General features: G+C 38.8%; 24 protein-coding genes. 19 read left to right on the top strand and 5 right to left on the bottom strand.

Features of this window, described 5'->3' with window-relative positions; translation table 11 throughout:
- The first annotated feature begins 23 nt into the window (after nucleotides 1–23).
- Both Q4443_RS02270 and Q4443_RS02265 read left to right on the top strand, forming a co-directional pair.
- Nucleotides 24–617, top strand: a complete 594-nt coding sequence (locus Q4443_RS02270; protein WP_049518603.1) for a 3'-5' exonuclease — start codon at nucleotides 24–26, stop codon at nucleotides 615–617.
- Nucleotides 618–625: 8 nt separating this feature from the next.
- Nucleotides 626–2,389 carry a glycerophosphoryl diester phosphodiesterase membrane domain-containing protein gene (locus Q4443_RS02265; protein WP_049518605.1) on the top strand — a complete coding sequence of 588 codons (1,764 nt, stop codon included), beginning with the start codon at nucleotides 626–628 and terminating at the stop codon, nucleotides 2,387–2,389.
- A 38-nt stretch (nucleotides 2,390–2,427) separates the two neighbouring features.
- Here the strand turns inward: Q4443_RS02265 and Q4443_RS02260 are convergent, their stop codons facing one another.
- Nucleotides 2,428–2,727, bottom strand: coding sequence for a YbaB/EbfC family nucleoid-associated protein (locus Q4443_RS02260; protein WP_000981515.1), 300 nt, complete (start codon nucleotides 2,725–2,727; stop codon nucleotides 2,428–2,430).
- Nucleotides 2,728–3,167: 440 nt separating this feature from the next.
- Here Q4443_RS02260 and Q4443_RS02255 point away from each other — a divergent pair, with 440 nt between their 5' ends.
- The 17 genes from Q4443_RS02255 (at nucleotide 3,168) to lacG (ending at nucleotide 18,791) form a co-directional block, all read left to right on the top strand.
- The gene (locus tag Q4443_RS02255) at nucleotides 3,168–3,875 is read left to right on the top strand and encodes a 2-C-methyl-D-erythritol 4-phosphate cytidylyltransferase (RefSeq protein WP_000638515.1); all 708 of its coding nucleotides are present in this window, start codon (nucleotides 3,168–3,170) and stop codon (nucleotides 3,873–3,875) included.
- A 4-nt stretch (nucleotides 3,876–3,879) separates the two neighbouring features.
- Nucleotides 3,880–4,902, top strand: coding sequence for a ribitol-5-phosphate dehydrogenase (locus tag Q4443_RS02250; protein WP_044020846.1), 1,023 nt, complete (start codon nucleotides 3,880–3,882; stop codon nucleotides 4,900–4,902).
- 16 nt (nucleotides 4,903–4,918) lie between these two features.
- Nucleotides 4,919–5,776, top strand: coding sequence for a phosphotransferase family protein (locus Q4443_RS02245; RefSeq protein WP_049518607.1), 858 nt, complete (start codon nucleotides 4,919–4,921; stop codon nucleotides 5,774–5,776).
- A gap of 1 nt (nucleotide 5,777) precedes the next feature.
- Nucleotides 5,778–6,656, top strand: a complete 879-nt coding sequence (locus Q4443_RS02240; protein ID WP_049505757.1) for a DMT family transporter — start codon at nucleotides 5,778–5,780, stop codon at nucleotides 6,654–6,656.
- A gap of 11 nt (nucleotides 6,657–6,667) precedes the next feature.
- Nucleotides 6,668–7,357: a sugar phosphate nucleotidyltransferase gene (locus tag Q4443_RS02235; RefSeq protein ID WP_000643950.1), complete on the top strand. Its 690-nt coding sequence runs from the start codon at nucleotides 6,668–6,670 to the stop codon at nucleotides 7,355–7,357.
- A gap of 189 nt (nucleotides 7,358–7,546) precedes the next feature.
- The gene (locus tag Q4443_RS02230) at nucleotides 7,547–8,023 is read left to right on the top strand and encodes a PTS sugar transporter subunit IIA (protein ID WP_049505758.1); all 477 of its coding nucleotides are present in this window, start codon (nucleotides 7,547–7,549) and stop codon (nucleotides 8,021–8,023) included.
- Between the two features lie 37 nt (nucleotides 8,024–8,060).
- Nucleotides 8,061–8,366 carry a PTS sugar transporter subunit IIB gene (locus Q4443_RS02225; RefSeq protein WP_000590551.1) on the top strand — a complete coding sequence of 102 codons (306 nt, stop codon included), beginning with the start codon at nucleotides 8,061–8,063 and terminating at the stop codon, nucleotides 8,364–8,366.
- Between the two features lie 54 nt (nucleotides 8,367–8,420).
- On the top strand, nucleotides 8,421–9,896 hold the full coding sequence (locus Q4443_RS02220) for a PTS galactitol transporter subunit IIC (RefSeq protein WP_049518609.1): 1,476 nt from the start codon (nucleotides 8,421–8,423) through the stop codon (nucleotides 9,894–9,896).
- A gap of 107 nt (nucleotides 9,897–10,003) precedes the next feature.
- On the top strand, nucleotides 10,004–10,900 hold the full coding sequence (locus Q4443_RS02215) for an aldose 1-epimerase family protein (protein ID WP_080978774.1): 897 nt from the start codon (nucleotides 10,004–10,006) through the stop codon (nucleotides 10,898–10,900).
- A 267-nt stretch (nucleotides 10,901–11,167) separates the two neighbouring features.
- Nucleotides 11,168–11,593 (top strand): galactose-6-phosphate isomerase subunit LacA, encoded by a 426-nt coding sequence (gene lacA / locus Q4443_RS02210; protein WP_000029277.1) that lies wholly within the window; start codon nucleotides 11,168–11,170, stop codon nucleotides 11,591–11,593.
- A gap of 148 nt (nucleotides 11,594–11,741) precedes the next feature.
- Complete coding sequence (lacB, locus tag Q4443_RS02205; protein WP_001216921.1) at nucleotides 11,742–12,257, top strand: galactose-6-phosphate isomerase subunit LacB; 516 nt, start codon at nucleotides 11,742–11,744, stop codon at nucleotides 12,255–12,257.
- A gap of 10 nt (nucleotides 12,258–12,267) precedes the next feature.
- Nucleotides 12,268–13,197, top strand: a complete 930-nt coding sequence (locus Q4443_RS02200) for a tagatose-6-phosphate kinase (RefSeq protein WP_049518611.1) — start codon at nucleotides 12,268–12,270, stop codon at nucleotides 13,195–13,197.
- A gap of 1 nt (nucleotide 13,198) precedes the next feature.
- The gene (gene lacD, locus Q4443_RS02195; protein ID WP_303407881.1) at nucleotides 13,199–14,179 is read left to right on the top strand and encodes a tagatose-bisphosphate aldolase; all 981 of its coding nucleotides are present in this window, start codon (nucleotides 13,199–13,201) and stop codon (nucleotides 14,177–14,179) included.
- A gap of 237 nt (nucleotides 14,180–14,416) precedes the next feature.
- Nucleotides 14,417–15,253, top strand: a complete 837-nt coding sequence (locus Q4443_RS02190; RefSeq protein WP_000285733.1) for a PRD domain-containing protein — start codon at nucleotides 14,417–14,419, stop codon at nucleotides 15,251–15,253.
- A gap of 35 nt (nucleotides 15,254–15,288) precedes the next feature.
- Entirely contained in the window at nucleotides 15,289–15,606 is a 318-nt protein-coding gene (locus Q4443_RS02185) for a PTS lactose/cellobiose transporter subunit IIA (RefSeq protein ID WP_001078317.1), read from the top strand.
- Entirely contained in the window at nucleotides 15,606–17,300 is a 1,695-nt protein-coding gene (locus Q4443_RS02180; protein WP_049518614.1) for a lactose-specific PTS transporter subunit EIIC, read from the top strand. The genes Q4443_RS02185 and Q4443_RS02180 overlap by 1 nt, the downstream gene beginning before the upstream one ends.
- An 84-nt stretch (nucleotides 17,301–17,384) precedes the next feature.
- Nucleotides 17,385–18,791, top strand: a complete 1,407-nt coding sequence (gene lacG / locus Q4443_RS02175) for a 6-phospho-beta-galactosidase (protein ID WP_303407880.1) — start codon at nucleotides 17,385–17,387, stop codon at nucleotides 18,789–18,791.
- 39 nt (nucleotides 18,792–18,830) lie between these two features.
- On the opposite strand, the gene Q4443_RS02170 is transcribed toward lacG, so the two are convergent.
- From Q4443_RS02170 to nrdH, 4 genes are all read right to left on the bottom strand, one after another.
- Entirely contained in the window at nucleotides 18,831–19,598 is a 768-nt protein-coding gene (locus Q4443_RS02170; RefSeq protein WP_042902319.1) for a DeoR/GlpR family DNA-binding transcription regulator, read from the bottom strand.
- A gap of 139 nt (nucleotides 19,599–19,737) precedes the next feature.
- Nucleotides 19,738–20,700, bottom strand: coding sequence for a class 1b ribonucleoside-diphosphate reductase subunit beta (gene nrdF / locus Q4443_RS02165; protein ID WP_000451378.1), 963 nt, complete (start codon nucleotides 20,698–20,700; stop codon nucleotides 19,738–19,740).
- Nucleotides 20,701–20,895: 195 nt separating this feature from the next.
- Nucleotides 20,896–23,055, bottom strand: a complete 2,160-nt coding sequence (gene nrdE / locus Q4443_RS02160) for a class 1b ribonucleoside-diphosphate reductase subunit alpha (RefSeq protein ID WP_303407879.1) — start codon at nucleotides 23,053–23,055, stop codon at nucleotides 20,896–20,898.
- Between the two features lie 80 nt (nucleotides 23,056–23,135).
- A complete protein-coding gene (gene nrdH / locus Q4443_RS02155) occupies nucleotides 23,136–23,354 on the bottom strand; it encodes a glutaredoxin-like protein NrdH (RefSeq protein ID WP_000259240.1) in 219 nt (72 codons plus the stop codon).
- Nucleotides 23,355–23,532 lie beyond the last annotated feature (178 nt).

Below are 23,532 nucleotides of genomic sequence, written 5' to 3'. Positions count from 1 at the left end.
TTGGGTAGTAATTGAGGTAAATAATGGAAAAATTAAGAGATTATATCGCCTTTGATTTGGAATTCAACCAACACGAGGGGGTTACCCATTTAATTCAAGTATCAGCAGTCCATTTTCAAGATGGGCAAGAATGTGCTGCTTTTGACTCTTATGTTCATACTACAGCCCCATTGAAGAGTTTTATCAATGGTTTGACTGGAATCACAGCTGAAACCTTGAAAGATGCGCCAAAAGTAGAACAAGTTTTAAAGGACTTTCAGGCATTTGTTGGCGACATACCTATCGTTGGTTACAATGCAGCTAAGAGTGATTTACCTATTCTCTTGGAGCATGGTATTGATTATCGTGACCAGTATAAGGTTGATCTATATGAGGAGGCTTTTGAACGCCGTAGTTCTGATCTACACGGCATAGCCAATCTTAAATTGCAAACTGTAGCGAATTTTTTAGGCTTTCACGGGAAGTCTCATAACAGTTTAGAGGATGCCCGCATGACGGCGCGTGTTTACGAAGCTTTTTTGGAATCGGATGAAGGAAAGCTATTAATAGAAGATCAGAGTAGTTTTTCGATGAATAATCCTTTCGGTGGCTTAGATTTATCCCAATTTTTAGACTAGGAGTGCTTATGAAACCTGAAAAACCTAAAAAGCTAGGTTTTAGGAAGATATACTATAACCTAGATAAGATTTTATTTCTATTTTTCTTGATATTTATGATGGTTGAGTTTGTCTGGCTACCATTAAATTCGTGGATTGCTGGCATTCTTCTGAGACAAACCGGTTATTTGTTTATCTCCTACAATAACTTTTGGGCGATTATACAAGGCTCGCCTTTTATCAGTTTAGCCTTTCTCATCTTAATTGCAATCAATCTCCTGGTTGCCTATTTCCAGATTTGTCTTTTGTTTATCGGGGCTCGTCACCTTCTCTATCATGAAAAGAGAACTTTAATTGAGTACAGTAGAAAAGTATTTCACCAGAGCTTTCTATTCGTTAAGCGATTGAGCTTTTGTAAGATGGCCTTTGTCTTTTTTTACATTGCTTTGCTTTTCCCGTTCATCCGTAAGATTTTAAAAATCTACTACCTCAACAAGATTATTATTCCTGATTTTATTGTGAATTATTGGGAAGGTAAGCATTGGCTGGTAGGTCTGATGATCATAGCATCCGCTTGGATCTTTCTCTACATCTCTGTCCGATTTATGTTTGCCCTTCCTAAGATTCTCTTTGAAAGAAAGACGGTAAGAGAAAGTGTGAAATATAGTCTCAAAAAGACAAAGAAAAATGTCCTTTTCTACTCTTGGCATCTCTTACTCATTATCATTAAAACCTATCTTTTCTTCTTTGGTTTATTAATTCCTTTGCTTTTTGCGCAAGCAGTGATGGATAATCTCACTCAAAAAGAATCCTTGATTCTCGGTGTGATTAATTTTGTCTTGATTAAAAATTTCCATTACATGACCCTGACTTACTTCTTAGTGAAGTTTGTTTCCTTCCTGACAGGAGAAGAGTTGGAGATCATGCCAAGGCGAAAGAAAGATCATCTGATGAGATGGGGTGTCATGGGGTGTGCAAGCATCTTCTTTGCCATAGAAGGCTACGTTTATCTGGAATCTCCGGATACCAATACACCTTTAGTGATTTCGCACAGAGGAGTAAGTAATAAAAACGGTGTTCAAAATACTGTGCAGTCTTTAGAAAAAACAGCTCAACTAAAACCTGATCTCATCGAAATGGATGTGCAGGAAACGAAAGACGGTCAGTTCGTGATGATGCACGATGCCAACCTCAAAAATTTAACAGGTATTAATGCTACACCACAAGATTTGACTCTGGATGAATTAACAAATACAGATATTTACGAGAATGGTTATCAAACAAAGATTTCAAGCTTTGATGCCTATTTAGAGCGTGCAAATGCTTTAAACCAAAAATTGCTGATTGAGATTAAAACCAGTAAAAAAGATAGTCCGCAAATGATGGACCATTTCCTCGAAAAGTATGGGGCGACTATCAAGAAATATGGGCATCAGATGCAATCACTAGACTATCATGTGATTGATAAAGTGTTGACTTATGATTCTGAAATTCCAGTTTACTTTATTCTTCCCTATAACAGTATCTTCCCAAGAACCAAGGCAACGGGTTACACTATGGAGTACTCAACTTTGGATGAATACTTTGTCAATAAACTCTGGACAACTGATCAGAGACTCTATGTTTGGACCGTAAATGGTTCGGAGGCATTTGATAAAGCAGTTCGTCTCGGCGCAGATGGCATGATTACTGATGATCTTGAAATGGTCCAGTCACAAGTCACAATGGCTCAAGACGATCCGGAATATACGGAATTACTCTTAAAGAAAGCAATGGAATTCTTTGACTTCTAATAAAAAAAGAGAAACATCTGTTTCTCTTTTTTTGTGGATTAGAAAGGCAATTTTCCAGCGAAAGCTCCTAGTTTCTTCTTAGTCGTTTCATCAATTTGTTCAAGTGCAGCGTTAATTGCTTGCGCAGTCATGTCAGAAAGGGTTTCGAGATCTTCTGGATCTACAACTGCTGGGTTGAAGTCAATGCTGACAACTTTTTTGTCTCCAGTTAGGGTTGCTTGGACAAGGTCCTGAGCTGATTTTCCAACAAATTCCATGGCAGCGAGTTCTGCTTGGCTCTGTTCCATTTGTTTTTGAAGTTTTTGTGCTTGGCGCATCATGTTTTGCATGTTCATCATGGCGGTTTACAGTTTCCTTTTTCTATTATTTTCCTTTTTATTTTATCAATTTTAGGTGCAAAAGTCTATTATTTGTTTAATTCATTAGATATATGAACTTTTATAATGAGTCCCTTAAACAACTTTTAAGAAATTTACTATGCACACCTGGTATTCTTTGCGAAACAAATAAATTTCATTTAAGTTTTCTTTAAGGATTCTATTATATTCTAGAGAACTCTATGTTAACCGAACGTTAAGCAGAAAATATAGAGGATAACCTAATTTTATTTCTTAATTTGTTATAGTCTTTCCAGATTTAGTAACACATTGTTCACTTTTTACCTTTAATGGTGTGTTGATTAGACTAAATGACGCTCTGTCTTTTTTTCATGATGGAGGCAGATTGTGATATAATAGATAGTAATGAGTTTTTTAGAATAAACTAAAGGAGAATATAAATGATCTATGCAGGAATCCTAGCCGGAGGAACTGGCACACGCATGGGAATCAGTAATTTACCAAAACAATTCTTGGAGTTGGGTGATCGACCTATTTTGATCCACACAATTGAAAAATTCGTCTTAGAACCAAGTATTGAAAAAATTGTAGTTGGAGTTCATGGAGACTGGGTGTCACACGCTGAGGACCTAGTTGACAAGTATCTTTCTCTCCACAAGGATCGCATCATCATTACCAAAGGTGGGGCTGATCGCAATACCAGTATCGAGAAGATTATAGAAGCCATTAATGCCTATCGTCCAATCACTCTAGAAGATATCGTGGTTACCCACGACTCTGTTCGTCCTTTTATCACACTTCGCATGATTCAGGACAATATCAAACTTGCTCAAGATCATGATGCGGTTGACACAGTAGTAGAAGCGGTTGATACCATTGTTGAAAGTACAAATGGTCAGTTTATCACGGATATTCCAAATCGTGCTCACCTCTATCAAGGTCAAACACCTCAGACATTCCGTTGCAAGGATTTCATGGATTTGTATGGTTCCCTATCTGATCAAGAAAAGGAAATCCTGACGGATGCATGTAAAATTTTTGTTATCAAAGGAAAGGATGTTGCTCTAGCTAAAGGGGAATATTCAAACCTTAAAATCACAACGGTGACAGACTTGAAAATCGCGAAAAGCATGATTGAGAAAGACTAAGGCTATGATTAATCAAATTTATCAACTGACCAAACCAAAGTTTATCAATGTAAAATATCAAGAAGAGGATATTGATCAGGAGAATCATATCCTGATTCGTCCAAATTATATGGCGGTTTGTCATGCGGATCAACGTTACTATCAAGGGAAGCGTGATCCAAAGATATTGGCTAATAAACTTCCTATGGCCATGATTCATGAGTCTTGTGGAACTGTTATTTCAGATCCGACTGGGACTTATGAAGTCGGTCAAAAGGTAGTTATGATTCCCAATCAACCGCCTATGCAGAGTGACAAGGAGTTCTACGAGAACTACATGACCGGAACCTACTTCCTATCAAGTGGTTATGATGGCTTTATGAGAGAATTTGTCTCTCTTCCAAAAGATCGTGTTGTGTCTTATAATGACATTGAGGACACAGTTGCAGCCATTACTGAGTTTGTGAGTGTTGGTATGCATGCCATGGATCGTTTCTTGCATCTTGGTCATAGTAAGCGAGAGCGCATTGCTGTTATCGGAGATGGTAGTTTGGCCTTTGTTGTTGCAAATATTATCAATTATACCTTGCCAGAAGCAGAGATTATCGTCTTTGGTCGCCATTGGGAAAAACTAGAGCTCTTCTCTTTTGCAAAAGAGTGCTATATTACTGATAATATCCCAGAGGATTTGACCTTTGATCATGGGTTTGAGTGTTGCGGTGGCGATGGTACAGGCCCAGCTATCAATGACTTGATTCGCTATATTCGTCCACAGGGAACGATTCTCATGATGGGAGTGAGTGAATACAAGGTTAATATCAATACACGAGATGCTTTGGAAAAAGGATTGTTATTAGTAGGATCATCTCGCTCAGGACGCGTCGATTTTGAGAAGGCCATTCAAATGATGGAAGTTAAAAAGTTTGCAAATCGTCTGAAGAATATCCTTTATGTTGAAGAACCAGTGAGAGAAATCAAGGACATTCACCGTGTCTTTGCTACAGACCTTAATACTGCTTTCAAAACAGTATTTAAGTGGGAAGTGTAGAAGATGGAGGTTAATTGTGGAGAAACTCATCAAAGAAAAAATTTCTTCTTTACTATCTAATGAAGAGGAAGTACTCAGTGTTGAACAGTTGGGAGGCATGACCAACCAAAACTATTTGGTTAAAACAACCAACAAACAGTATATTGTGAAATTTTTTGGTAAAGGGACTGAAAAACTCATCAATCGTCAAAATGAAAAGTACAATCTTGAACTTTTAGAGGATTTAGATTTAGATGTCAAAAATTACCTCTTTGATATTGAGTCAGGGATTAAAGTAAATGAATACATCGAATCAGCAGTAACTCTTGATTCAACATCTATCAAATCCAAGTTTGAAAAGATTGCACCAATTTTACAAACCATCCATGCTTCAGGGAAAGAATTAAGAGGAGAATTTGCTCCTTTTGAGGAAATCAGCAAATATGAATCCTTGATTGAGGGACCTATCCCTTATGAAAACTATGAAGCTGTAAGAAAAGATGTATTTTCACTAGAAAAGAGATTGGCTGATTTGGGTGTTGATAGAAAGTCCTGTCACATCGATTTGGTACCAGAAAACTTTATCGAGTCACCACAAGGTCGTTTGTATTTGATTGACTGGGAATACTCTTCTATGAATGACCCGATGTGGGATTTGGCAGCTCTTTTCTTAGAGTCTGAATTTACAAAGCAAGAGGAAGATGATTTCCTTTCCTACTATGAAAGTGACAAAACGCCTGTATCACGTGAGAAAATTCGTATCTATAAAATCTTGCAAGATACTATCTGGAGTTTGTGGACAGTGTACAAAGAAGCTCAAGGGGCTGTTTTTGGAGATTATGGTATCAACCGTTACCAAAGAGCTGTCGAAGGTTTGACTTATTATGGAGGTTAGGATGAAGAATAAAAATGGTGTTTCCTTTGGTCTGCTCTCTGGTATCTTCTGGGGATTAGGTCTAACAATTAGTGCTTATATCTTTTCAATTTTTACAAATCTTTCACCTTTTGTGGTGGCTGCTGCTCATGATTTCTTGAGTATCTTTATCTTGTTAGCTTTTCTTTTGGTAAAAGAAAGAAAAGTTCGTCTTTCGATTTTCTTAAATATTCGAAATGTGAGTGTAATTATCGGTGCTTTACTAGCAGGACCTATTGGTATGCAGGCCAATCTTTATGCGGTTAAATATATCGGTAGTTCTCTAGCTTCATCTGTATCGGCTATTTACCCAGCAGTTTCAGTTTTACTAGCCTTCTTCATTTTGAAACACAAGGTTTCAAAGAATATAGTATTCGGTGTTTTCTTGATTATTGCAGCGATCATTGCTCAAACCTACAAGGTTGAACAAGTTAACTCGTTTTACATTGGGATTCTTTGTGCCCTTATCTGTGCCATTGCCTGGGGGAGTGAAAGTGTTCTCAGCTCCTATGCTATGGAAAGTGATTTAAGTGAAATTGAAGCCTTGTTAATTCGACAAGTAACCTCATTCTTGTCCTATCTTGTGATTGTGCTCTTTTCTCACCATTCATTTGCAGAAGTGGCAGATGGGCAATTATTCGGCCTCTTGATTGTCTTTGCGGCCTTTGATATGATTTCCTACTTAGCTTATTATATCGCCATTAATCGTTTGCAACCTGCGAAAGCGACAGGTTTGAATGTGAGCTATGTAGTTTGGACTGTCTTATTTGCAGTTATTTTCTTGGGTGCACCGCTAGATATGCTGACAATCATCACTTCACTTATTGTTATGGCTGGTGTTTATATTATTATTAAAGAATAAAGGAGATTCGTGTGAAAGCGATTATTTTAGCAGCGGGCTTAGGAACTCGTCTACGCCCTATGACTGAAAATACCCCAAAAGCTTTGGTTAAGGTTAATCAAAAACCCTTGGTAGAATACCAAATCGAGTTTTTGAAAGAGAGAGGAATTGATGAGATTATCATTGTTGTCGGCTATCTCAAAGAACAATTTGACTACTTAAAAGAAAAATATGGTGTTCGTTTAGTCTTTAACGACAAGTATGCTGATTACAATAACTTTTACTCACTTTATCTAGTAAAAGAAGATTTGGCTAACAGCTACGTCATCGATGCAGATAACTATCTTTTTAAAAATATGTTTCGAAACGATCTTAAACGTTCTACCTATTTTAGCGTTTATCGTGAAGACTGTACGAACGAGTGGTTCTTGGTTTACGGTGATGACTACAAGGTTCAAGACATTATTGTTGACAGCAAAGCTGGTCGCATTCTGAGTGGAGTTTCATTCTGGGATGCACCAACTGCTGAGAAGATTGTTGGCTTTATTGACAAAGCTTACGAAAGTGGTGAATTTGTTGATCTCTACTGGGACAACATGGTTAAGGATAATATCAAAGAATTGGATGTCTATGTCGAAGAATTAGAAGGAAATAGCATCTATGAAATTGATAGTGTAAAAGATTACCATAAGTTAGAAGAGATTTTATCTACTATTGAGTAAGGAAAGAGAAGAAGGTTTGGGCCTTCTTTTTTTGTGGATTTATAACAAGAATGTTTGATATTGATTGTATTCTTTAAATGAAACAAAAATTACAAAAAAATGAACAAAATAAAACAAAAATTATTGACAACGATTTCATATAGTGTTATACTTATTACATAAAAGATAATTGAAAGAAGGGAAAATGTTATGGGATTAGATCATTTCTTTGACAAAAACCTGGTGTTTTGCTTAGAAGCGGATAATCAAGAACAACTCTTTGATCAGGTAGCAAGCTTGTTGGAAGAACGAGAAATTGTCACTCCGACTTATCGAGAAGCCTTGATCATGCGTGAAAAGTCATTTCCAACTGGTTTAGATATGGAATTTCTAGGTAAGGACTTGCCAAATGTAGCGATTCCTCATACAGATATTGTTCATAATCTAGCTGAGAAAGTAGTGGTTGTTCGATTAGAAAAACCAGTAACTTTTCACAATATGATAGCTCCTGATAAGGAAGTAGAAGTATCCCTACTCTTCTTTATCATTAACAACTCAAGTTCAAGTCAAACAAATATTCTGGCTCAGTTGATGGACTTTTTCACAGGAAATGGACATCTGGAAGATTTATCAAAAATTTCCGAACCAGAAAAACTTTATGCTTACATTGCTGAAGCAACCGCTTAATCTTGTCTATTAAAATATAAAATCGGAGGAAATCCAAATGATTAAAATTCTTGCTGCCTGCGGTGCAGGTGTTAACTCAAGTCACCAAATTAAAAGTGCTCTAGAAGAAGAACTTTCAAACCGTGGTTATGATGTTCACTGTGATGCAGTCATGGTGAAAGATGTAAACGAAGACCTTATCAAGGGCTACGATATCTTTACACCAATCGCTGCAACTGACCTTGGTTTTGAACCTGGTATTCCAGTAATTGAAGCTGGACCAATCTTGTTCCGTATTCCAGCGATGAGCGCTCCAGTATTTGACAATATTGAAGCAGCTATCAAAGAACACGGACTAAGCTAATTTATTCTTTATCTTGTTAACATTCATATAACTAAAAAAACGGGAGGAACTATTATGGATGTCATTATCGAACTAGCCAATAAGATTTTCAAGCCAGTCTTGGAAATGGGTGGTCCTATCATCATGCTGATCATCTTGACAGTATTGGCTCTACTTTTTGGAGTGAAATTCTCCAAAGCGCTTGAAGGTGGTATCAAGCTTGCTATCGCCCTTACTGGTATCGGTGCCATCATCGGTATGCTCAACGGAGCTTTCTCAGCATCACTTGCGAAATTCGTTGAAAACACAGGTATTCAGTTAAACATCACTGACGTTGGTTGGGCACCACTTGCTACGATTACTTGGGGATCTGCCTGGACACTTTACTTCTTGCTTGTGATGTTGATTGTCAACGTTGTGATGCTTGCAATGAAGAAAACAGACACACTTGATGTTGATATCTTCGATATCTGGCACTTGTCAATTACTGGTCTTTTGATCAAATGGTACGCAGACAACAATGGAGTTAGCCAAGGGGTTTCACTCTTCATCGCGACTGCTGCAGTTGTCCTTGTAGGTGTCTTGAAAATCATCAACTCTGACTTGATGAAACCAACTTTCGACGACCTTCTTAATGCACCAAGTTCATCACCAATGACTTCAACTCACATGAACTACATGATGAACCCGGTTATCATGGTTTTGGATAAGATCTTCGATAAAGTATTGCCAGGTCTTGATAAATATGACTTTGACGCTGCTAAATTGAACAAGAAAATCGGCTTCTGGGGATCTAAATTCTTTATCGGTTTCATTCTTGGTATCGTTATTGGTTTGATGGGAACTCCACACCCAGTTGCTGGTGTAGAAGGAGCCGATAAATGGGAACTTGTTATTAAAGGTTGGTTGAGCCTTGGTTTGACTGCCGGTGTCTGCTTGGAGCTCTTCTCACTTATCGGATCTTGGTTCATCGCAGCCGTAGAACCACTTTCACAAGGTATTACAAACGTTGCTACTAAACGTCTTCAAGGACGTAAATTCAATATCGGTCTTGACTGGCCTTTCATCGCTGGTCGTGCCGAAATCTGGGCTTGTGCCAACGTACTTGCTCCAATCATGCTAGTAGAAGCTGTGCTTCTTTCAAACGTCGGAAATGGTATCTTGCCACTTGCAGGTATCATCGCTATGGGTGTGACTCCAGCTCTCTTGGTTGTTACACGTGGTAAATTGCTCCGTATGATTATCTTCGGAACACTCTTGTTGCCTCTCTTCCTTCTTTCTGGTACTCTTATCGCACCATTCGCAACAGAACTTGCTAAAGGTGTAGGTGCCTTCCCAGAAGGTGTGAACCAATCTCAATTGATTACTCACTCAACTCTTGAAGGACCAATTGAAAAACTATTTGGTTGGGCAATCGGTAATGCTACAACAGGTGATATCAAAGCAATCCTTGGTGCAGCAGTCTTCCTTGTATTCTATGTAGGTATCTTTGCTTGGTATAGAAAACAAATGATCAAACGTAACGAAGAATACGCAGCAAATGCTAAATAATTCGCTCCTATAAAATGTAAATTGTGAAAACTAGGTTGTTAATTTCCTACATTGGGAGTGGCAACCTAGTTTTTTATATAAAGATCTAAAAATAGTTGGAGAATATTATGGTAATTGAAATCAAATCAGATCAGTTAACGGTCCAGTTTAAAACCTTAGGTGGCGCCTTGTCGTCGATCAAGGATCGAGAAGGCATTGAATACTTGTGGCAAGGAGATGCCACTTACTGGAGTGGACAAGCGCCAGTACTTTTTCCAATCTGTGGCTCTTTAAGAGAAGATACAGCCTTCTACAGTCATGCAGATGGAACGGAGACGAAAGGAAATATTCCTCGTCATGGTTTGGTCCGTAAAAAAGAATTTGACTTAGTTGATCAAACAGAAAACAGCGTAACCTTTGCTATCGAATATGATGAGAATACTTATCAGAACTATCCTTATCATTTCCGCCTTGAAATCACTTATCTAGTGAATGGCAAGACTGTCCGTACTCAATACAAAGTTTTCAATAGAGAAACTAATAAAGTAATGCCATTCTTTATAGGAGGACATCCAGGCTTTAATTGCCCTCTACTAGATGGCGAAACTTATGAAGATTACTATTTAGAGTTTGAGAAAGAAGAGACTTGCTCTGTTCCTCGTCCTTTCCCAGAAACTGGACTCTTAGACTTCCAAGATAGAAGTCCATGGTTGGATGGGCAAAAAGAATTAGACATTAGCTATGATTTGTTTAGCACAGATGCAGTGACTTTGGATGAGTTGCAATCCAGAACAATTTCCCTTCGTTCTCGTAAACATGAGAAGGGATTAAAAGTACACTTCCAAGAGTTTTCAAATCTCATCATTTGGTCAACTTTGAATAAGGGACCATTCATTGCTTTTGAACCATGGTCTGGCTTGTCAACATCTCTTGAAGAAGGAAATCATCTAGAAGATAAGAAGAATGTTCGTCTCCTAGAACCTGATCAAGTAGATCAGATTGGCTTTGATATTGAAATATTTTAGATAAAAAACCACAAAAAACAAACATTTACTGTTGACTTTTTCTATGAATAGGAGTATATTATGTTTGTAACAAACAAATAATCACTTGTTATATTCTCTTTCGAGGAGAAAGTTTGTTTCTAGGAACTTGATTTCCTGGACTTGGATAAGCTATCGAACAGCTTATTCAATCAAATTTGTCAATAAACTGCTAGAAAGTCTTTTGTAGGTAAACTGCTAACTATAAAAGTCTTTACTAGCCTAGAATAATAAAAAGGAGTATACAATATGTCTATTGTTATCGGTGCAGATGCTGCAGGTTTGAGATTGAAAGAAGTTGTGAAAGACTTCTTGGAAAAAGAAAACTTCCACGTTGTGGATGTTACAGCTGAAGGTCAAGACTTTGTTGATGTGACTCTTGCTGTTGCTGCAGAAGTAAACAAAGAAGAACAAAACCTTGGTATCGTGATTGATGCTTATGGTGCTGGTCCATTCATGGTCGCAACAAAAATCAAAGGAATGGTTGCTGCAGAAGTATCTGACGAACGTTCAGCTTATATGACTCGTGGTCACAACAACTCACGTATGATCACTATGGGTGCACAACTTGTTGGTGATGAATTGGCTAAAAACATTGCTAAAGGATTTGTTAACGGCAAATACGATGGTGGTCGTCACCAAATTAGGGTCGATATGTTGAACAAAATGTGCTAATACTCTTCAAAAATCAAGATAATCTGTTGTCAGCTCACTTTAGCTAACCTCAGTTATGCTTGCAGCTCGCTTCCTAAGCTAATCTTGATTTTTATTGAGTAAGGATAAATGATATTAGATTTATATAATTAATCGGAGGGAATAACTAATGAGAATTGCAATTGGATGTGACCACATCGTAACAGATGAAAAAATGGCGGTTTCAGAATTTTTGAAATCAAAAGGATATGAAGTCATCGACTTTGGTACCTATGACCACACACGTACTCACTACCCAATCTTTGGTAAAAAAGTTGGTGAAGCCGTTACAAGCGGTCAAGCTGATCTTGGGGTATGTATCTGTGGTACTGGTGTTGGTATCAACAACGCTGTCAATAAAGTTCCAGGAGTTCGTTCTGCCTTGGTTCGTGATATGACAACAGCTCTTTACGCAAAAGAACAATTGAACGCCAACGTTATCGGTTTTGGTGGTAAGATCACTGGTGAATTGCTCATGTGCGACATCATTGAAGCTTTCATCAATGCTGAATACAAACCATCAGAAGAAAACAAAAAATTGATTGCGAAAATCGAGCACGTTGAAACTCACAATGCTCATCAAGCAGATGCAAACTTCTTTACAGAATTCCTTGAAAAATGGGATCGCGGTGAATACCACGACTAAGAGGTGACGCATGATTTTAACAGTCACGATGAATCCATCCATTGATATTTCTTATCCTTTGGATGAATTGAAAATTGACACTGTCAACCGTGTGGTGGACGTGACCAAGACAGCTGGTGGTAAAGGTCTCAATGTTACACGAGTTCTTTCAGAATTTGGTGATTCTGTTGCTGCTACTGGTTTGGTCGGTGGTAAACTTGGTGAGTTTTTAGTAGAGCATATCGATGATAAAGTAACGAAATGTTTCTTCTCCATTCAAGGAGAGACTCGTAACTGTATCGCTATTCTACACGGAGACAATCAAACAGAAATCCTTGAAAAAGGTCCCGAAGTTCTTGAACAAGAAGGGCAAGATTTCTTGGTTCATTTCGAGCATCTCCTTGACACTGTGGAAGTAGTTGCTATCTCTGGTAGTCTGCCAGCCGGGCTTCCAGTTGATTACTATGCGAGCTTAGTAGAACTTGCTAATCAAGCTGGTAAACCTGTAGTTTTGGACTGCTCAGGTGCAGCTCTTCAGGCTGTTCTTGAATCATCACATAAACCAACAGTCATCAAACCAAATAATGAGGAATTGTCTCAGCTTCTTGGGAAAGAAGTTTCTGAGGATTTGGATGAATTAAAAGAAGTTCTTCAAGAGCCTCTATTTGCAGGGATTGAGTGGATTATCGTGTCACTTGGTGCAAATGGTGCTTTTGCAAAACATGGTGACACTTTCTACAAAGTAGATATTCCTAGAATTCAAGTTGTCAATCCTGTTGGATCTGGTGATTCTACTGTGGCAGGGATTTCATCAGGACTTCTTCATAAGGAATCGGATGCAGAACTCCTCATCAAGGCAAATGTCCTTGGTATGCTTAATGCTCAAGAAAAAATGACAGGTCATGTGAATATGGCCAACTATCAAGCTCTATATGATCAATTAATAGTAAAAGAGGTATAAAATGGCTTTAACAGAACAAAAACGTGCACGCTTAGAAAAACTCTCTGACGAGAACGGCATTATCTCAGCCCTTGCCTTTGACCAACGTGGTGCTTTGAAACGCCTCATGGCTCAATACCAAACAGAAGAACCAACAGTGGCTCAAATGGAAGAACTCAAAGTCTTGGTTGCAGATGAATTGACTAAATACGCTTCTTCTATGCTTCTTGACCCAGAGTATGGTCTTCCAGCTACTAAAGCCCTTGATCCAAATGCCGGCCTTCTCCTAGCTTATGAGAAAACTGGCTATGACACAACTAGCACTAAACGCTTGCCTGACTGCTTGGATGTTTGGTCTGCAAAACGCATCAAAGAACAAGGCGCTGACGCTGTCAAATTCTTGCTTTACTATGACGTAGACAGCGCTGACGAACTCAACCAAGAAAAACAAGCCTATATCGAACGCATCGGTTCAGAGTGTGTGGCGGAAGACATTCCATTCTTCCTTGAAATCTTGGCTTACGATGAAAAAATCGCTGACGCAGGTTCTGCAGAATACGCCAAAGTAAAACCACACAAGGTTATCGGTGCTATGAAAGTCTTCTCAGACCCACGCTTTAACATCGATGTTTTGAAAGTAGAAGTTCCAGTCAATGTGAAATACGTTGAAGGATTTGGTGAAGGTGAAATCGTGCATACACGTGAAGAAGCGGCAGCTTTCTTCAAAGCGCAAGACGAAGCAACAAATCTTCCTTACATCTACTTAAGTGCAGGTGTATCAGCTAAACTCTTCCAAGAAACCCTTGTCTTTGCTCACGAATCAGGCGCAAACTTCAACGGTGTTCTTTGCGGCCGTGCAACTTGGGCTGGATCAGTTGAAGCCTACATCAAAGATGGTGAGGCAGCAGCTCGTGAATGGCTACGCACAACTGGATTTGAGAACATTGACGAACTCAACAAGGTTCTTCAAACAACAGCAACTTCATGGACTGAACGTGTATAAGTTTTCCCCCCTAATCTTAGGAACATTGATCTAAATAAAAATTTTAAAAAAAGTTGAATGTAAAGGTTTACAAAAAAACTTACTTGTGCTATACTTAAATCACAAGTTAATACAAGGTGAGTGTTACTAAGTAATATTAGGCATGATCACAGGTGAATTAGAGATCAAAAGATTTTCTAGTTCATTTGTGGTCATTTTTTATACTCATATACCATTAAGAGATAAAAGGAGGTTGCCATGTATCGAATTCTAAATCCAATGAATCACAACGTCTCTCTTGTCAGAAATGATAAGGGAGAAGAAGTGATTGTGATTGGTAAGGGGATTGCATTTGGGAAAAAGAAGGGGGATTTAATTTCTGAAGATCAAGTTGAGAAAATCTTTCGGATGAAGACAGAGGAGTCTAGGGAAAACTTTATGGCTCTCCTCAAAGATGTTCCGCTTGATTTTATCACAGTGACTTATGAAATCATTGATAAGCTATCAAAGAAATATCATTATCCGATTCAAGAGTATCTCTACGTAACCTTGACAGATCATATTTACTGCTCTTACCAAGCTCTAGCACAAGGAAGGTACAAGGATAGTAATCTGCCAGATATTTCCACTAAGTATCCTGTCGCTTTTCAAATCGCAAAGGAAGCCTTTGAAATCTATCGTCAGAAGTTGACAGAAAATTTCCCTGAAGACGAAATTATTCGGATTGCTTATCATTTTATCAATGCCGAAGGTGAGAATGAAGTGGAAGTTGTTGAGTCGATTGATAAGAGGAAAGAAATTCTCAGGAATGTTGAAGAAGTGCTAAAGGGTTATGCAATTCAACGAACCAAAGAGAATAATCATTTCTATGATCGTTTTATGATTCATCTCAACTATTTTTTGGATTATTTAGACCGTTCCAGAGATGATAATCAATCACTTCTGGATATGGAAGATCATATTAAACAATCCTATCCAAAAGCGTTCGAGATTGGTTCCAAGATCTATGATGTGATTACGCAACATACGGGTCTTGATTTGTATAAAAGTGAACGAGTTTATCTAGTTCTACATATCCAACGTTTATTGTCATAAAAATTTAATTAAAAATACATAAGGAGAATTCTATCATGAATAGAGAAGAAGTAACATTGTTAGGTTTTGAAATCGTAGCCTATGCTGGCGATGCACGTTCAAAACTATTGGAAGCCTTGAAGGCTGCTGAAGCTGGCGATTTTGCGAAAGCAGATAGCTTAGTCGATGAAGCTGGTTCTTGCATCGCGGAGGCACACCACGCGCAAACAAGTCTATTGACTAAGGAAGCAGCTGGTGAAGATTTGGCCTATAGTGTAACCATGATGCATGGCCAAGACCACTTGATGACGACTATCTTGTTAAAAGATTTGATGCACCATTTAATCGAACTCTATAAGAGAGGAGTTAAGTAATGAATAAATTAATTGCTTTTATCGAGAAAGGGAAACCTTTCTTTGAAAAACTATCTCGTAATATCTATCTTCGTGCTATCCGTGATGGTTTCATTGCAGGGATGCCTGTTATTCTCTTCTCAAGTATCTTTATCTTGATTGCCTTTGTTCCTAACTCATGGGGCTTTAAATGGTCTGATGATGTTGTTAATCTCCTCATGAAACCTTATAGCTATTCAATGGGGATTCTAGCTCTCTTGGTAGCTGGTACAACAGCTAAGTCATTGACCGACTCAGTAAACCGTAGCATGGAAAAAACCAATCAAATCAACTATATGTCAACACTTTTGGCAGCAATTGTTGGTTTGTTGATGTTGGCAGCTGATCCTATCGAAAATGGTCTAGCTACTGGATTCTTGGGGACAAAAGGTTTGCTTTCAGCCTTCCTTGCTGCCTTTGTTACTGTAGCCATCTATAAGGTTTGTGTTAAGAACAACGTAACTATTCGTATGCCTGACGAAGTTCCACCAAATATCTCACAAGTTTTTAAAGATGTGATTCCATTCACTCTTTCAGTTGTTTCTCTATATGTTCTTGATTTATTAGCTCGTCATTTTGTTGGAGCCAGTGTAGCAGAATCAATCGGTAAATTCTTTGCACCATTATTCTCAGCCGCGGATGGCTATCTGGGTATTACCATTATCTTTGGGGCCTTTGCCTTCTTCTGGTTTGTGGGTATCCATGGACCATCTATCGTTGAACCAGCAATCGCAGCTATTACCTATGCAAATGCCGAAGTCAACTTGAACCTTCTCCAACAAGGTATGCACGCTGACAAGATTCTTACTTCTGGTACACAAATGTTTATCGTTACCATGGGTGGTACTGGTGCGACACTGGTTGTTCCATTCATGTTCATGTGGTTGACCAAATCAAAACGAAACCGTGCAATCGGACGTGCTTCAGTAGTTCCAACTTTCTTTGGTGTAAATGAACCAATCTTGTTTGGTGCACCGCTTGTATTGAATCCAATCTTCTTTATTCCATTTATCTTTGCGCCAATTGCCAACGTATGGATCTTTAAATTCTTTATTGAAACGCTTGGCATGAACTCATTTACTGCCAACCTTCCTTGGACAACACCAGGTCCGCTCGGTATTGTTCTCGGTACAAACTTCCAATTCTTGTCATTTGTACTTGCTGCTTTGTTAATTCTTGTTGACGTAGCTATTTACTATCCATTCCTCAAGGTTTATGATGAACAAATCCTTGAAGAAGAACGTTCTGGTAAAGCCAATGATGAATTAAAAGAAAAAGTAGCTGCAAACTTCAATACTGCTAAAGCAGATGCGATTCTTGAAAAAGCTGGTGTAGAAGCAGCGCAAAACACAATTACTGAAGAAACCAATGTTCTCGTTCTCTGTGCAGGCGGAGGTACAAGTGGTCTCCTTGCAAATGCTCTAAACAAAGCAGCTGCGGAGTACAAGGTTCCTGTTAAAGCAGCAGCTGGTGGCTATGGTGCTCACCGTGAAATGTTGCCTGAGTTTGATCTGGTTATCCTTGCTCCTCAAGTTGCTTCAAACTTTGAAGACATGAAGGCCGAAACTGACAAACTTGGTATCAAACTTGCCAAGACAGAAGGTGGCCAATACATTAAACTGACTCGCGATGGAAAAGGCGCTCTTGCCTTTGTTCAAGAGCAGTTCGAAGAATAAAAGGTAAAGAGCGAAGAAGTGAGATGGAGTAATTCCTCCCAACTATATCCCCATCTCATTTCTATTTCTTGAAAGGTGAATCAAATGACAAAAACACTTCCAAAAGACTTTATTTTCGGTGGCGCAACAGCTGCCTATCAAGCAGAAGGTGCTACACATACTGATGGTAAAGGACCAGTAGCGTGGGATAAATATCTTGAAGATAACTACTGGTACACTGCTGAACCAGCCAGTGATTTCTATCACAAATACCCAGTAGACCTCAAACTTGCAGAAGAGTATGGTGTCAATGGTATCCGTATCTCAATCGCTTGGTCACGTATCTTTCCAACTGGTTATGGGAAAGTTAATGACAAGGGGGTTGAGTTCTATCATAATCTATTTGCAGAGTGCCACAAACGTCATGTTGAGCCCTTTGTAACTCTTCATCACTTTGATACGCCAGAAGCTCTACATTCAAATGGAGACTTCTTAAACCGTGAAAACATTGAACACTTTGTAGACTACGCGGCTTTCTGTTTTGAAGAGTTTCCTGAAGTTAACTTTTGGACAACCTTTAATGAAATTGGGCCGATAGGAGATGGTCAGTATTTGGTTGGGAAATTCCCTCCAGGTATCCAGTACGATCTTGCCAAAGTTTTCCAATCGCACCACAATATGATGGTGTCTCATGCACGCGCGGTAAAATTGTACAAAGAGAAAGGCTATAAAGGGGAAATTGGTGTCGTGCACGCTCTCCCAACCAAGTACCTACTTGATCCTGAAAATCCTGCAGATGTTATTGCGGCAGAGTTGGAGGACATTATCCATAATAAATTTATCTTGGATGCAACTTATCTGGGTCACTACTCTGAAAAGACCCTGGCAGGGGTAGAGGCTATCTTGGCTGCCAATGGTGGTAGCTTAGATCTTCGTGAAGAAGATTTCGAAGTATTAGAAGCTGCAAAAGACTTGAATGATTTCCTTGGAATCAATTACTATATGAGTGACTGGATGGAAGCCTTTGATGGAGAAACTGAAATCATCCACAATGGGAAGGGTGAGAAAGGAAGCTCTAAATACCAAATCAAAGGCGTTGGTCGTCGTGTAGCTCCTGATTATGTACCACGTACGGATTGGGATTGGATTATCTACCCTCAAGGTTTGTATGACCAAATCATGCGTGTGAAGAAAGATTATCCTAACTACAAGAAGATTTACATTACTGAAAATGGTCTCGGCTATAAAGATGAGTTTGTTGATAACACTGTTTACGATGATGGTCGTATTGATTACGTGAAGCAACACTTGGAAGTTTTGTCTGATGCGATTGCAGATGGAGCTAATGTAAAAGGATACTTCATCTGGTCATTGATGGATGTCTTCTCATGGTCAAACGGTTATGAAAAACGTTACGGTCTCTTCTATGTTGATTTTGAAACCCAGGAGCGTTATCCTAAGAAATCAGCTCACTGGTACAAGAAACTAGCTGAGACACAACTTATTGAATAAAATTCAACAAAAATTCCCCGCCAAAAGGCAGGGGAATTTTTATGGTTTTGATAAAAGAATGGTTGTTTGTTTCGACAAATCTTCAAATGTTTCCTGACTCAGTTTGGAATCTGAAACGATGGTATCAATCTCTGAGATATTGTAGAAAGTGTAAAAATCAAACTTATTAAACTTGCTGTGGTCTGCCAGTAAGTATTTTTTATTGGCATTGTTCAAGGCGATTCGTTGAACCTCGCCCTCTTCTTCACTGAAAGTAGCAATAGCTTTATCCTTGATACCATTACAACTTACAAAAGCTTTAGAAAACTGAAGATTGGCTAAATCCTGCAGGGTAAGTGTTCCCACAAAAGCTCCAGTGATAGAGCGATAATTTCCACCAATCAAAATCAAATCTGTTAGTTTTCGTTCGTTTAGGATGAGAAAAACAGGAAGGCTGTTTGTTACAACACGAATATTATCTATAGGGAGCTCACGAGCAAAACATTCTAAGGTTGTTCCTGGTCCGATAAAAATGGTTTCACCTTCGTCAATCAAATGACCGGCAAAACGGCTAATTTCTTGTTTTTCAGCAATCTGCAAGCCTTGTTTTTCGACGTTTGAGCGTTCGTTGTTTAATAGAGAACCTGTACGAAGTTTTTCAGCACCACCATGCACACGAACCAGCAAATCTTTATCTGCCAATTCTTGTAAGTAGCGGCGAGCTGTCATATCTGATACATCAAGACTCTCCATAATCTCTTTTACAGTAATAGTGCCTTTTGTGTTTACTGCTTCTAGAATACTATCTAGTTTTTCTTGCTTTAGCATCCTTATCACCTCGATTTCTACTATTATTATCTTACCATAAAACACTCAATCAATCAAATAGAAAAAAACAAAATAAAACAAAAACAAAAATACCATGGTTGTTTTAAACAAACCATGATATTTTGAACGATTGATCAAATTAGTCTAAACCGTAGTTGTAATCCTCATCTTGCATAGCTTCAACTTCACCAAGGAGGTAACCATTTCCGACTTGAGAGAAGAAGTCGTGGTTAGAAGTTCCTGTTGAAATACCGTTCATGACGATAGGATTGACATCATCAGCCGAATCTGGGAAGAGTGGATCTTGTCCAAGATTCATCAGAGCCTTATTGGCATTGTAGCGAAGGAAGGTTTTAACTTCTTCAGTCCAACCAACACCGTCATAGAGACTTTCAGTGTAACCCTCTTCGTTCTCATAGAGGGTATAGAGCAAGTCGTACATCCATTCTTTGAGTTTTTCTTGCTCTTCTTCAGGTAGTTCATTAAAACCAAGTTGGAACTTGTAACCAATGTAGGTACCATGAACAGACTCATCACGGATAATCAACTTGATGATTTCCGCAACATTGGCAAGTTTGTTGTTACCGAGATAGTAAAGTGGTGTAAAGAAACCAGAGTAGAAGAGGAAGGTTTCAAGAAAGACGCTGGCAACCTTCTTTTCAAGAGGACTACCATTGAGGTAGATTTCATTGATTATTTCTGCTTTTCTTTGTAGGTAAGGATTTGTGTTAGTCCATTCGAAAATTTCTTCAATCTCAGCCTTGGTGTTTAAGGTAGAGAAGATTGATGAATATGATTTAGCGTGGACAGATTCCATAAATTGGATGTTGTTGAAAACAGCTTCCTCATGCGGTGTACGGATGTCTGAGCGAAGAGCCTGGACCCCTGTTTCAGATTGCATGGTATCAAGAAGGGTTAAACCACCAAAGACTTTTCCTACTAAGTCTTTTTCCTTGTTTGAAAGTTTTCTCCAGTCATCAAGGTCATTTGACAAGGGGATACGAGTGTCGAGCCAGAATTGCTCCGTCAGCTTTTCCCAAGTTGATTTGTCGATGACATCTTCGATGGCATTCCAGTTAATGGCTTTGTAGTAAGTTTCCATTTGAAATCTCTTTCTGTATATAATAATGCGATGATAGAATCCTCTCTATTTTATCATAGTCTGAGAAGAGTATCGCACAAAAAGTCGGAAGACCGACTTTTCATTTTTCCTAGTATTTTAGATGCTTGTCCAAGTTTATTCTAGTGTAATCCTTTAATCAGTAGTCTGAGGGAATTTGGTTGGCTCAGATTGCAATTAAATCACACAGCTTTCACATTGGTTTGCACCGACTTCCCCACCGTCGTCTGTAAAGGTACGGACGTAGTAAATTGACTTGATGCCCTTGTTAAAGGCATAGTTACGAAGGATAGACAAGTCACGTGTCGTTTGTTTGTTTTCTTTCTTCCATTCGTAAAGACCTTTTGGAATATCACTACGCATGAAGAGGGTGAGTGAAAGTCCTTGATCCACGTGCTCAGTTGCAGCAGCGTATACATCAATCACCTTACGCATATCCATATCGTAAGCAGAAGTGTAGTAAGGGATAGTATCTGTTGACAAACCTGCAGCAGGATAGTAGATCTTACCGATTTTCTTCTCTTGGCGTTCTTCAATACGTTGCGTAATCGGGTGGATAGAAGCAGAAACATCGTTGATGTAACTGATAGAACCATTTGGAGCTACAGCAAGGCGGTTTTGGTGATAAAGACCATCTGCTTGAACCTTTTCGCGAAGTTCAGCCCAATCAGCAGCACTTGGAATAAAGACATCTTTGAAGAGTTCTTTAACACGGTCTGATTTTGGAACAAATTCGCCTGTCACGTACTTGTCGAAGTAGCTTCCGTTAGCATAGTCTGATTTTTCAAAGTTGTGGAAGGTGATACCACGTTCACGCGCTATGTTATTAGATTCTACCAAGGTCCAGTAGTTCATAAGCATAAAGTAGATGCTTGTAAATTCAATTGACTCATGTGATCCGTACTCAATCAGTTGTTGGGCAAGGTAGCTATGAAGCCCCATGGCACCAAGACCAAAGGTGTGAGCTAAACTGTTTCCGTGGTCGATAGTAGGGACAGCTACGATGTGTGAACTATCTGTAACGAAAGTCAAAGCACGAACCATCGCACGGATAGAACGACCAAAGTCAGGTGAAGTCATCATGTTGACCACGTTGGTTGAACCAAGGTTACATGAAACGTCTGTTCCCATTTGAAGGAATTCTTGAGCATCGTTGATCAAGCTTGGTTCTTGAACTTGAAGAATCTCAGAACACAAGTTACTCATGATAATCTTACCATCTACTGGATTCGCACGGTTAGCCGTATCAATGTTGACTACATAAGGGTAACCAGATTCTTGTTGCAATTTAGAGATTTCAGTTTCCAAATCACGCGCCTTGATTTTTGTCTTGCGGATATTTGGATTTGCGACCAATTCATCGTATTTTTCAGTGATGTCGATGTAGTTGAATGGCACACCATACTCAAGTTCTACAGAGTACGGGCTGAAGAGGTACATTTCTTCATTTTTACGAGCCAATTCGTAGAACTTATCGGGTACTACAACACCGAGTGAAAGAGTCTTAACACGAACTTTTTCATCGGCATTTTCTTTCTTAGTTGAAAGGAAAGCGATGATATCTGGGTGAAAGATGTTGAGGTAGACAACCCCAGCACCTTGACGCTGACCGAGTTGGTTTGAGTAAGAGAAGCTGTCTTCAAAAAGCTTCATAACTGGTACGACACCAGAAGCAGCACCTTCATAACCTTTGATAGGTGCGCCAGCTTCACGAAGGTTGCTGAGGGAAATTCCCACACCACCACCGATACGTGAAAGTTGGAGAGCTGAGTTGATGGAACGTCCGATAGAGTTCATGTCATCAGTTACTTGAATCAAGAAACAAGATACCAACTCTCCACGACGAGCACGACCAGCATTCAAGAAGGAAGGAGTGGCAGGTTGGTAGCGTTGGTGGATGATTTCATTGGCAATATCAGTCGCAATTGCTTCATCCCCGTCAGCAAAATAAAGTGCGTTAAAGAAGACACGGTCTTCCATGCTTTCAAGGTAGTATTCACCGTCATTAGTCTTCAAGGCATACTGGTTGTAAAACTTATAGGCAGCCATGAAAGACTTGAATTGGAAGTTTTGATCTTTAATAAATTGAGACAATTCTTCCAAGAATTCTGGGCGGTATTTCTTGATAAATGCTGTTTCAATGTAGTTGTGTTCAATGAGGTAGTTGATTTTATCAGTGATTGAATCAAAAACCATAGTGTTTGGAACTACATTTTCTTTAAAGAAAGCATCCAAGGCTTCTTTATCTTTATGAAGCATGATTTGTCCATTGACAGGACGGTTGATTTCGTTATTGAGACGGAAGTAAGTTACGTCCTCAAGATGTTTTAATCCCATAAAATTTCCCTTATCTAATTACAAAAGAAAGGCCTCTAAGTTAGCCCTAGAAGCAATCTCTTCTGGATGATGTACTAAGATTATGCTAATTGTTTCAGTTTTCCTGGTTGGAAACCTGAAAAGACTTCAGTTGGTGTTTGGATAACAGGAGCTGCGCTGAAACCGAGCTCTTTAACTTGATCGATGTACTCTGGTTGCTCGTCGAGATTGATCTCACGATAAGCGACATTGTTGCTGTCCAAGAAACGCTTGGTCATCTTACATTGGACACAGTTGTTTTTAGAATAAACGGTTACCATTTTCGTAACTCCTCTTTCAAAATAGATTACTTTCTTAGTATATCAGAAAAAAAAACTTTGTCAAACTTTTTAAACTAAATCTTGTGCTAAAAAGTTACAGTTTCAAAAACAAAGCACAATATATAGTGTTTTGTCAGAGTGTAAAATTGGGTTTTCATTGAACTATCAAAGTTTATCA

Source organism: Streptococcus sp. GP0011, assembly GCF_030546305.1.
In the GTDB taxonomy this organism is placed as follows: domain Bacteria; phylum Bacillota; class Bacilli; order Lactobacillales; family Streptococcaceae; genus Streptococcus.
The sequence above is the reverse complement of the archived record's forward strand: the minus strand, read 5'-3'. Positions and strand labels throughout refer to the sequence as shown.

Excerpts from the sequence above, each read along its gene's own strand:
- nrdF (WP_000451378.1), bottom strand. The coding sequence starts at position 20,700 with ATGGAAACTTACTACAAAGCCATTAACTGGAATGCCATCGAAGATGTC.
- Q4443_RS02220 (WP_049518609.1), top strand. The coding sequence starts at position 8,421 with ATGGATGTCATTATCGAACTAGCCAATAAGATTTTCAAGCCAGTCTTG.
- Q4443_RS02170 (WP_042902319.1), bottom strand. The coding sequence starts at position 19,598 with ATGCTAAAGCAAGAAAAACTAGATAGTATTCTAGAAGCAGTAAACACA.
- Q4443_RS02240 (WP_049505757.1), top strand. The coding sequence starts at position 5,778 with ATGAAGAATAAAAATGGTGTTTCCTTTGGTCTGCTCTCTGGTATCTTC.
- Q4443_RS02180 (WP_049518614.1), top strand. The coding sequence starts at position 15,606 with ATGAATAAATTAATTGCTTTTATCGAGAAAGGGAAACCTTTCTTTGAA.
- Q4443_RS02255 (WP_000638515.1), top strand. The coding sequence starts at position 3,168 with ATGATCTATGCAGGAATCCTAGCCGGAGGAACTGGCACACGCATGGGA.
- lacA (WP_000029277.1), top strand. The coding sequence starts at position 11,168 with ATGTCTATTGTTATCGGTGCAGATGCTGCAGGTTTGAGATTGAAAGAA.
- Q4443_RS02225 (WP_000590551.1), top strand. The coding sequence starts at position 8,061 with ATGATTAAAATTCTTGCTGCCTGCGGTGCAGGTGTTAACTCAAGTCAC.
- Q4443_RS02250 (WP_044020846.1), top strand. The coding sequence starts at position 3,880 with ATGATTAATCAAATTTATCAACTGACCAAACCAAAGTTTATCAATGTA.
- Q4443_RS02190 (WP_000285733.1), top strand. The coding sequence starts at position 14,417 with ATGTATCGAATTCTAAATCCAATGAATCACAACGTCTCTCTTGTCAGA.
- Q4443_RS02260 (WP_000981515.1), bottom strand. The coding sequence starts at position 2,727 with ATGATGAACATGCAAAACATGATGCGCCAAGCACAAAAACTTCAAAAA.
- Q4443_RS02200 (WP_049518611.1), top strand. The coding sequence starts at position 12,268 with ATGATTTTAACAGTCACGATGAATCCATCCATTGATATTTCTTATCCT.
- Q4443_RS02185 (WP_001078317.1), top strand. The coding sequence starts at position 15,289 with ATGAATAGAGAAGAAGTAACATTGTTAGGTTTTGAAATCGTAGCCTAT.
- lacG (WP_303407880.1), top strand. The coding sequence starts at position 17,385 with ATGACAAAAACACTTCCAAAAGACTTTATTTTCGGTGGCGCAACAGCT.
- Q4443_RS02215 (WP_080978774.1), top strand. The coding sequence starts at position 10,004 with ATGGTAATTGAAATCAAATCAGATCAGTTAACGGTCCAGTTTAAAACC.
- nrdH (WP_000259240.1), bottom strand. The coding sequence starts at position 23,354 with ATGGTAACCGTTTATTCTAAAAACAACTGTGTCCAATGTAAGATGACC.
- Q4443_RS02230 (WP_049505758.1), top strand. The coding sequence starts at position 7,547 with ATGGGATTAGATCATTTCTTTGACAAAAACCTGGTGTTTTGCTTAGAA.
- nrdE (WP_303407879.1), bottom strand. The coding sequence starts at position 23,055 with ATGGGATTAAAACATCTTGAGGACGTAACTTACTTCCGTCTCAATAAC.
- lacB (WP_001216921.1), top strand. The coding sequence starts at position 11,742 with ATGAGAATTGCAATTGGATGTGACCACATCGTAACAGATGAAAAAATG.
- Q4443_RS02265 (WP_049518605.1), top strand. The coding sequence starts at position 626 with ATGAAACCTGAAAAACCTAAAAAGCTAGGTTTTAGGAAGATATACTAT.
- lacD (WP_303407881.1), top strand. The coding sequence starts at position 13,199 with ATGGCTTTAACAGAACAAAAACGTGCACGCTTAGAAAAACTCTCTGAC.
- Q4443_RS02270 (WP_049518603.1), top strand. The coding sequence starts at position 24 with ATGGAAAAATTAAGAGATTATATCGCCTTTGATTTGGAATTCAACCAA.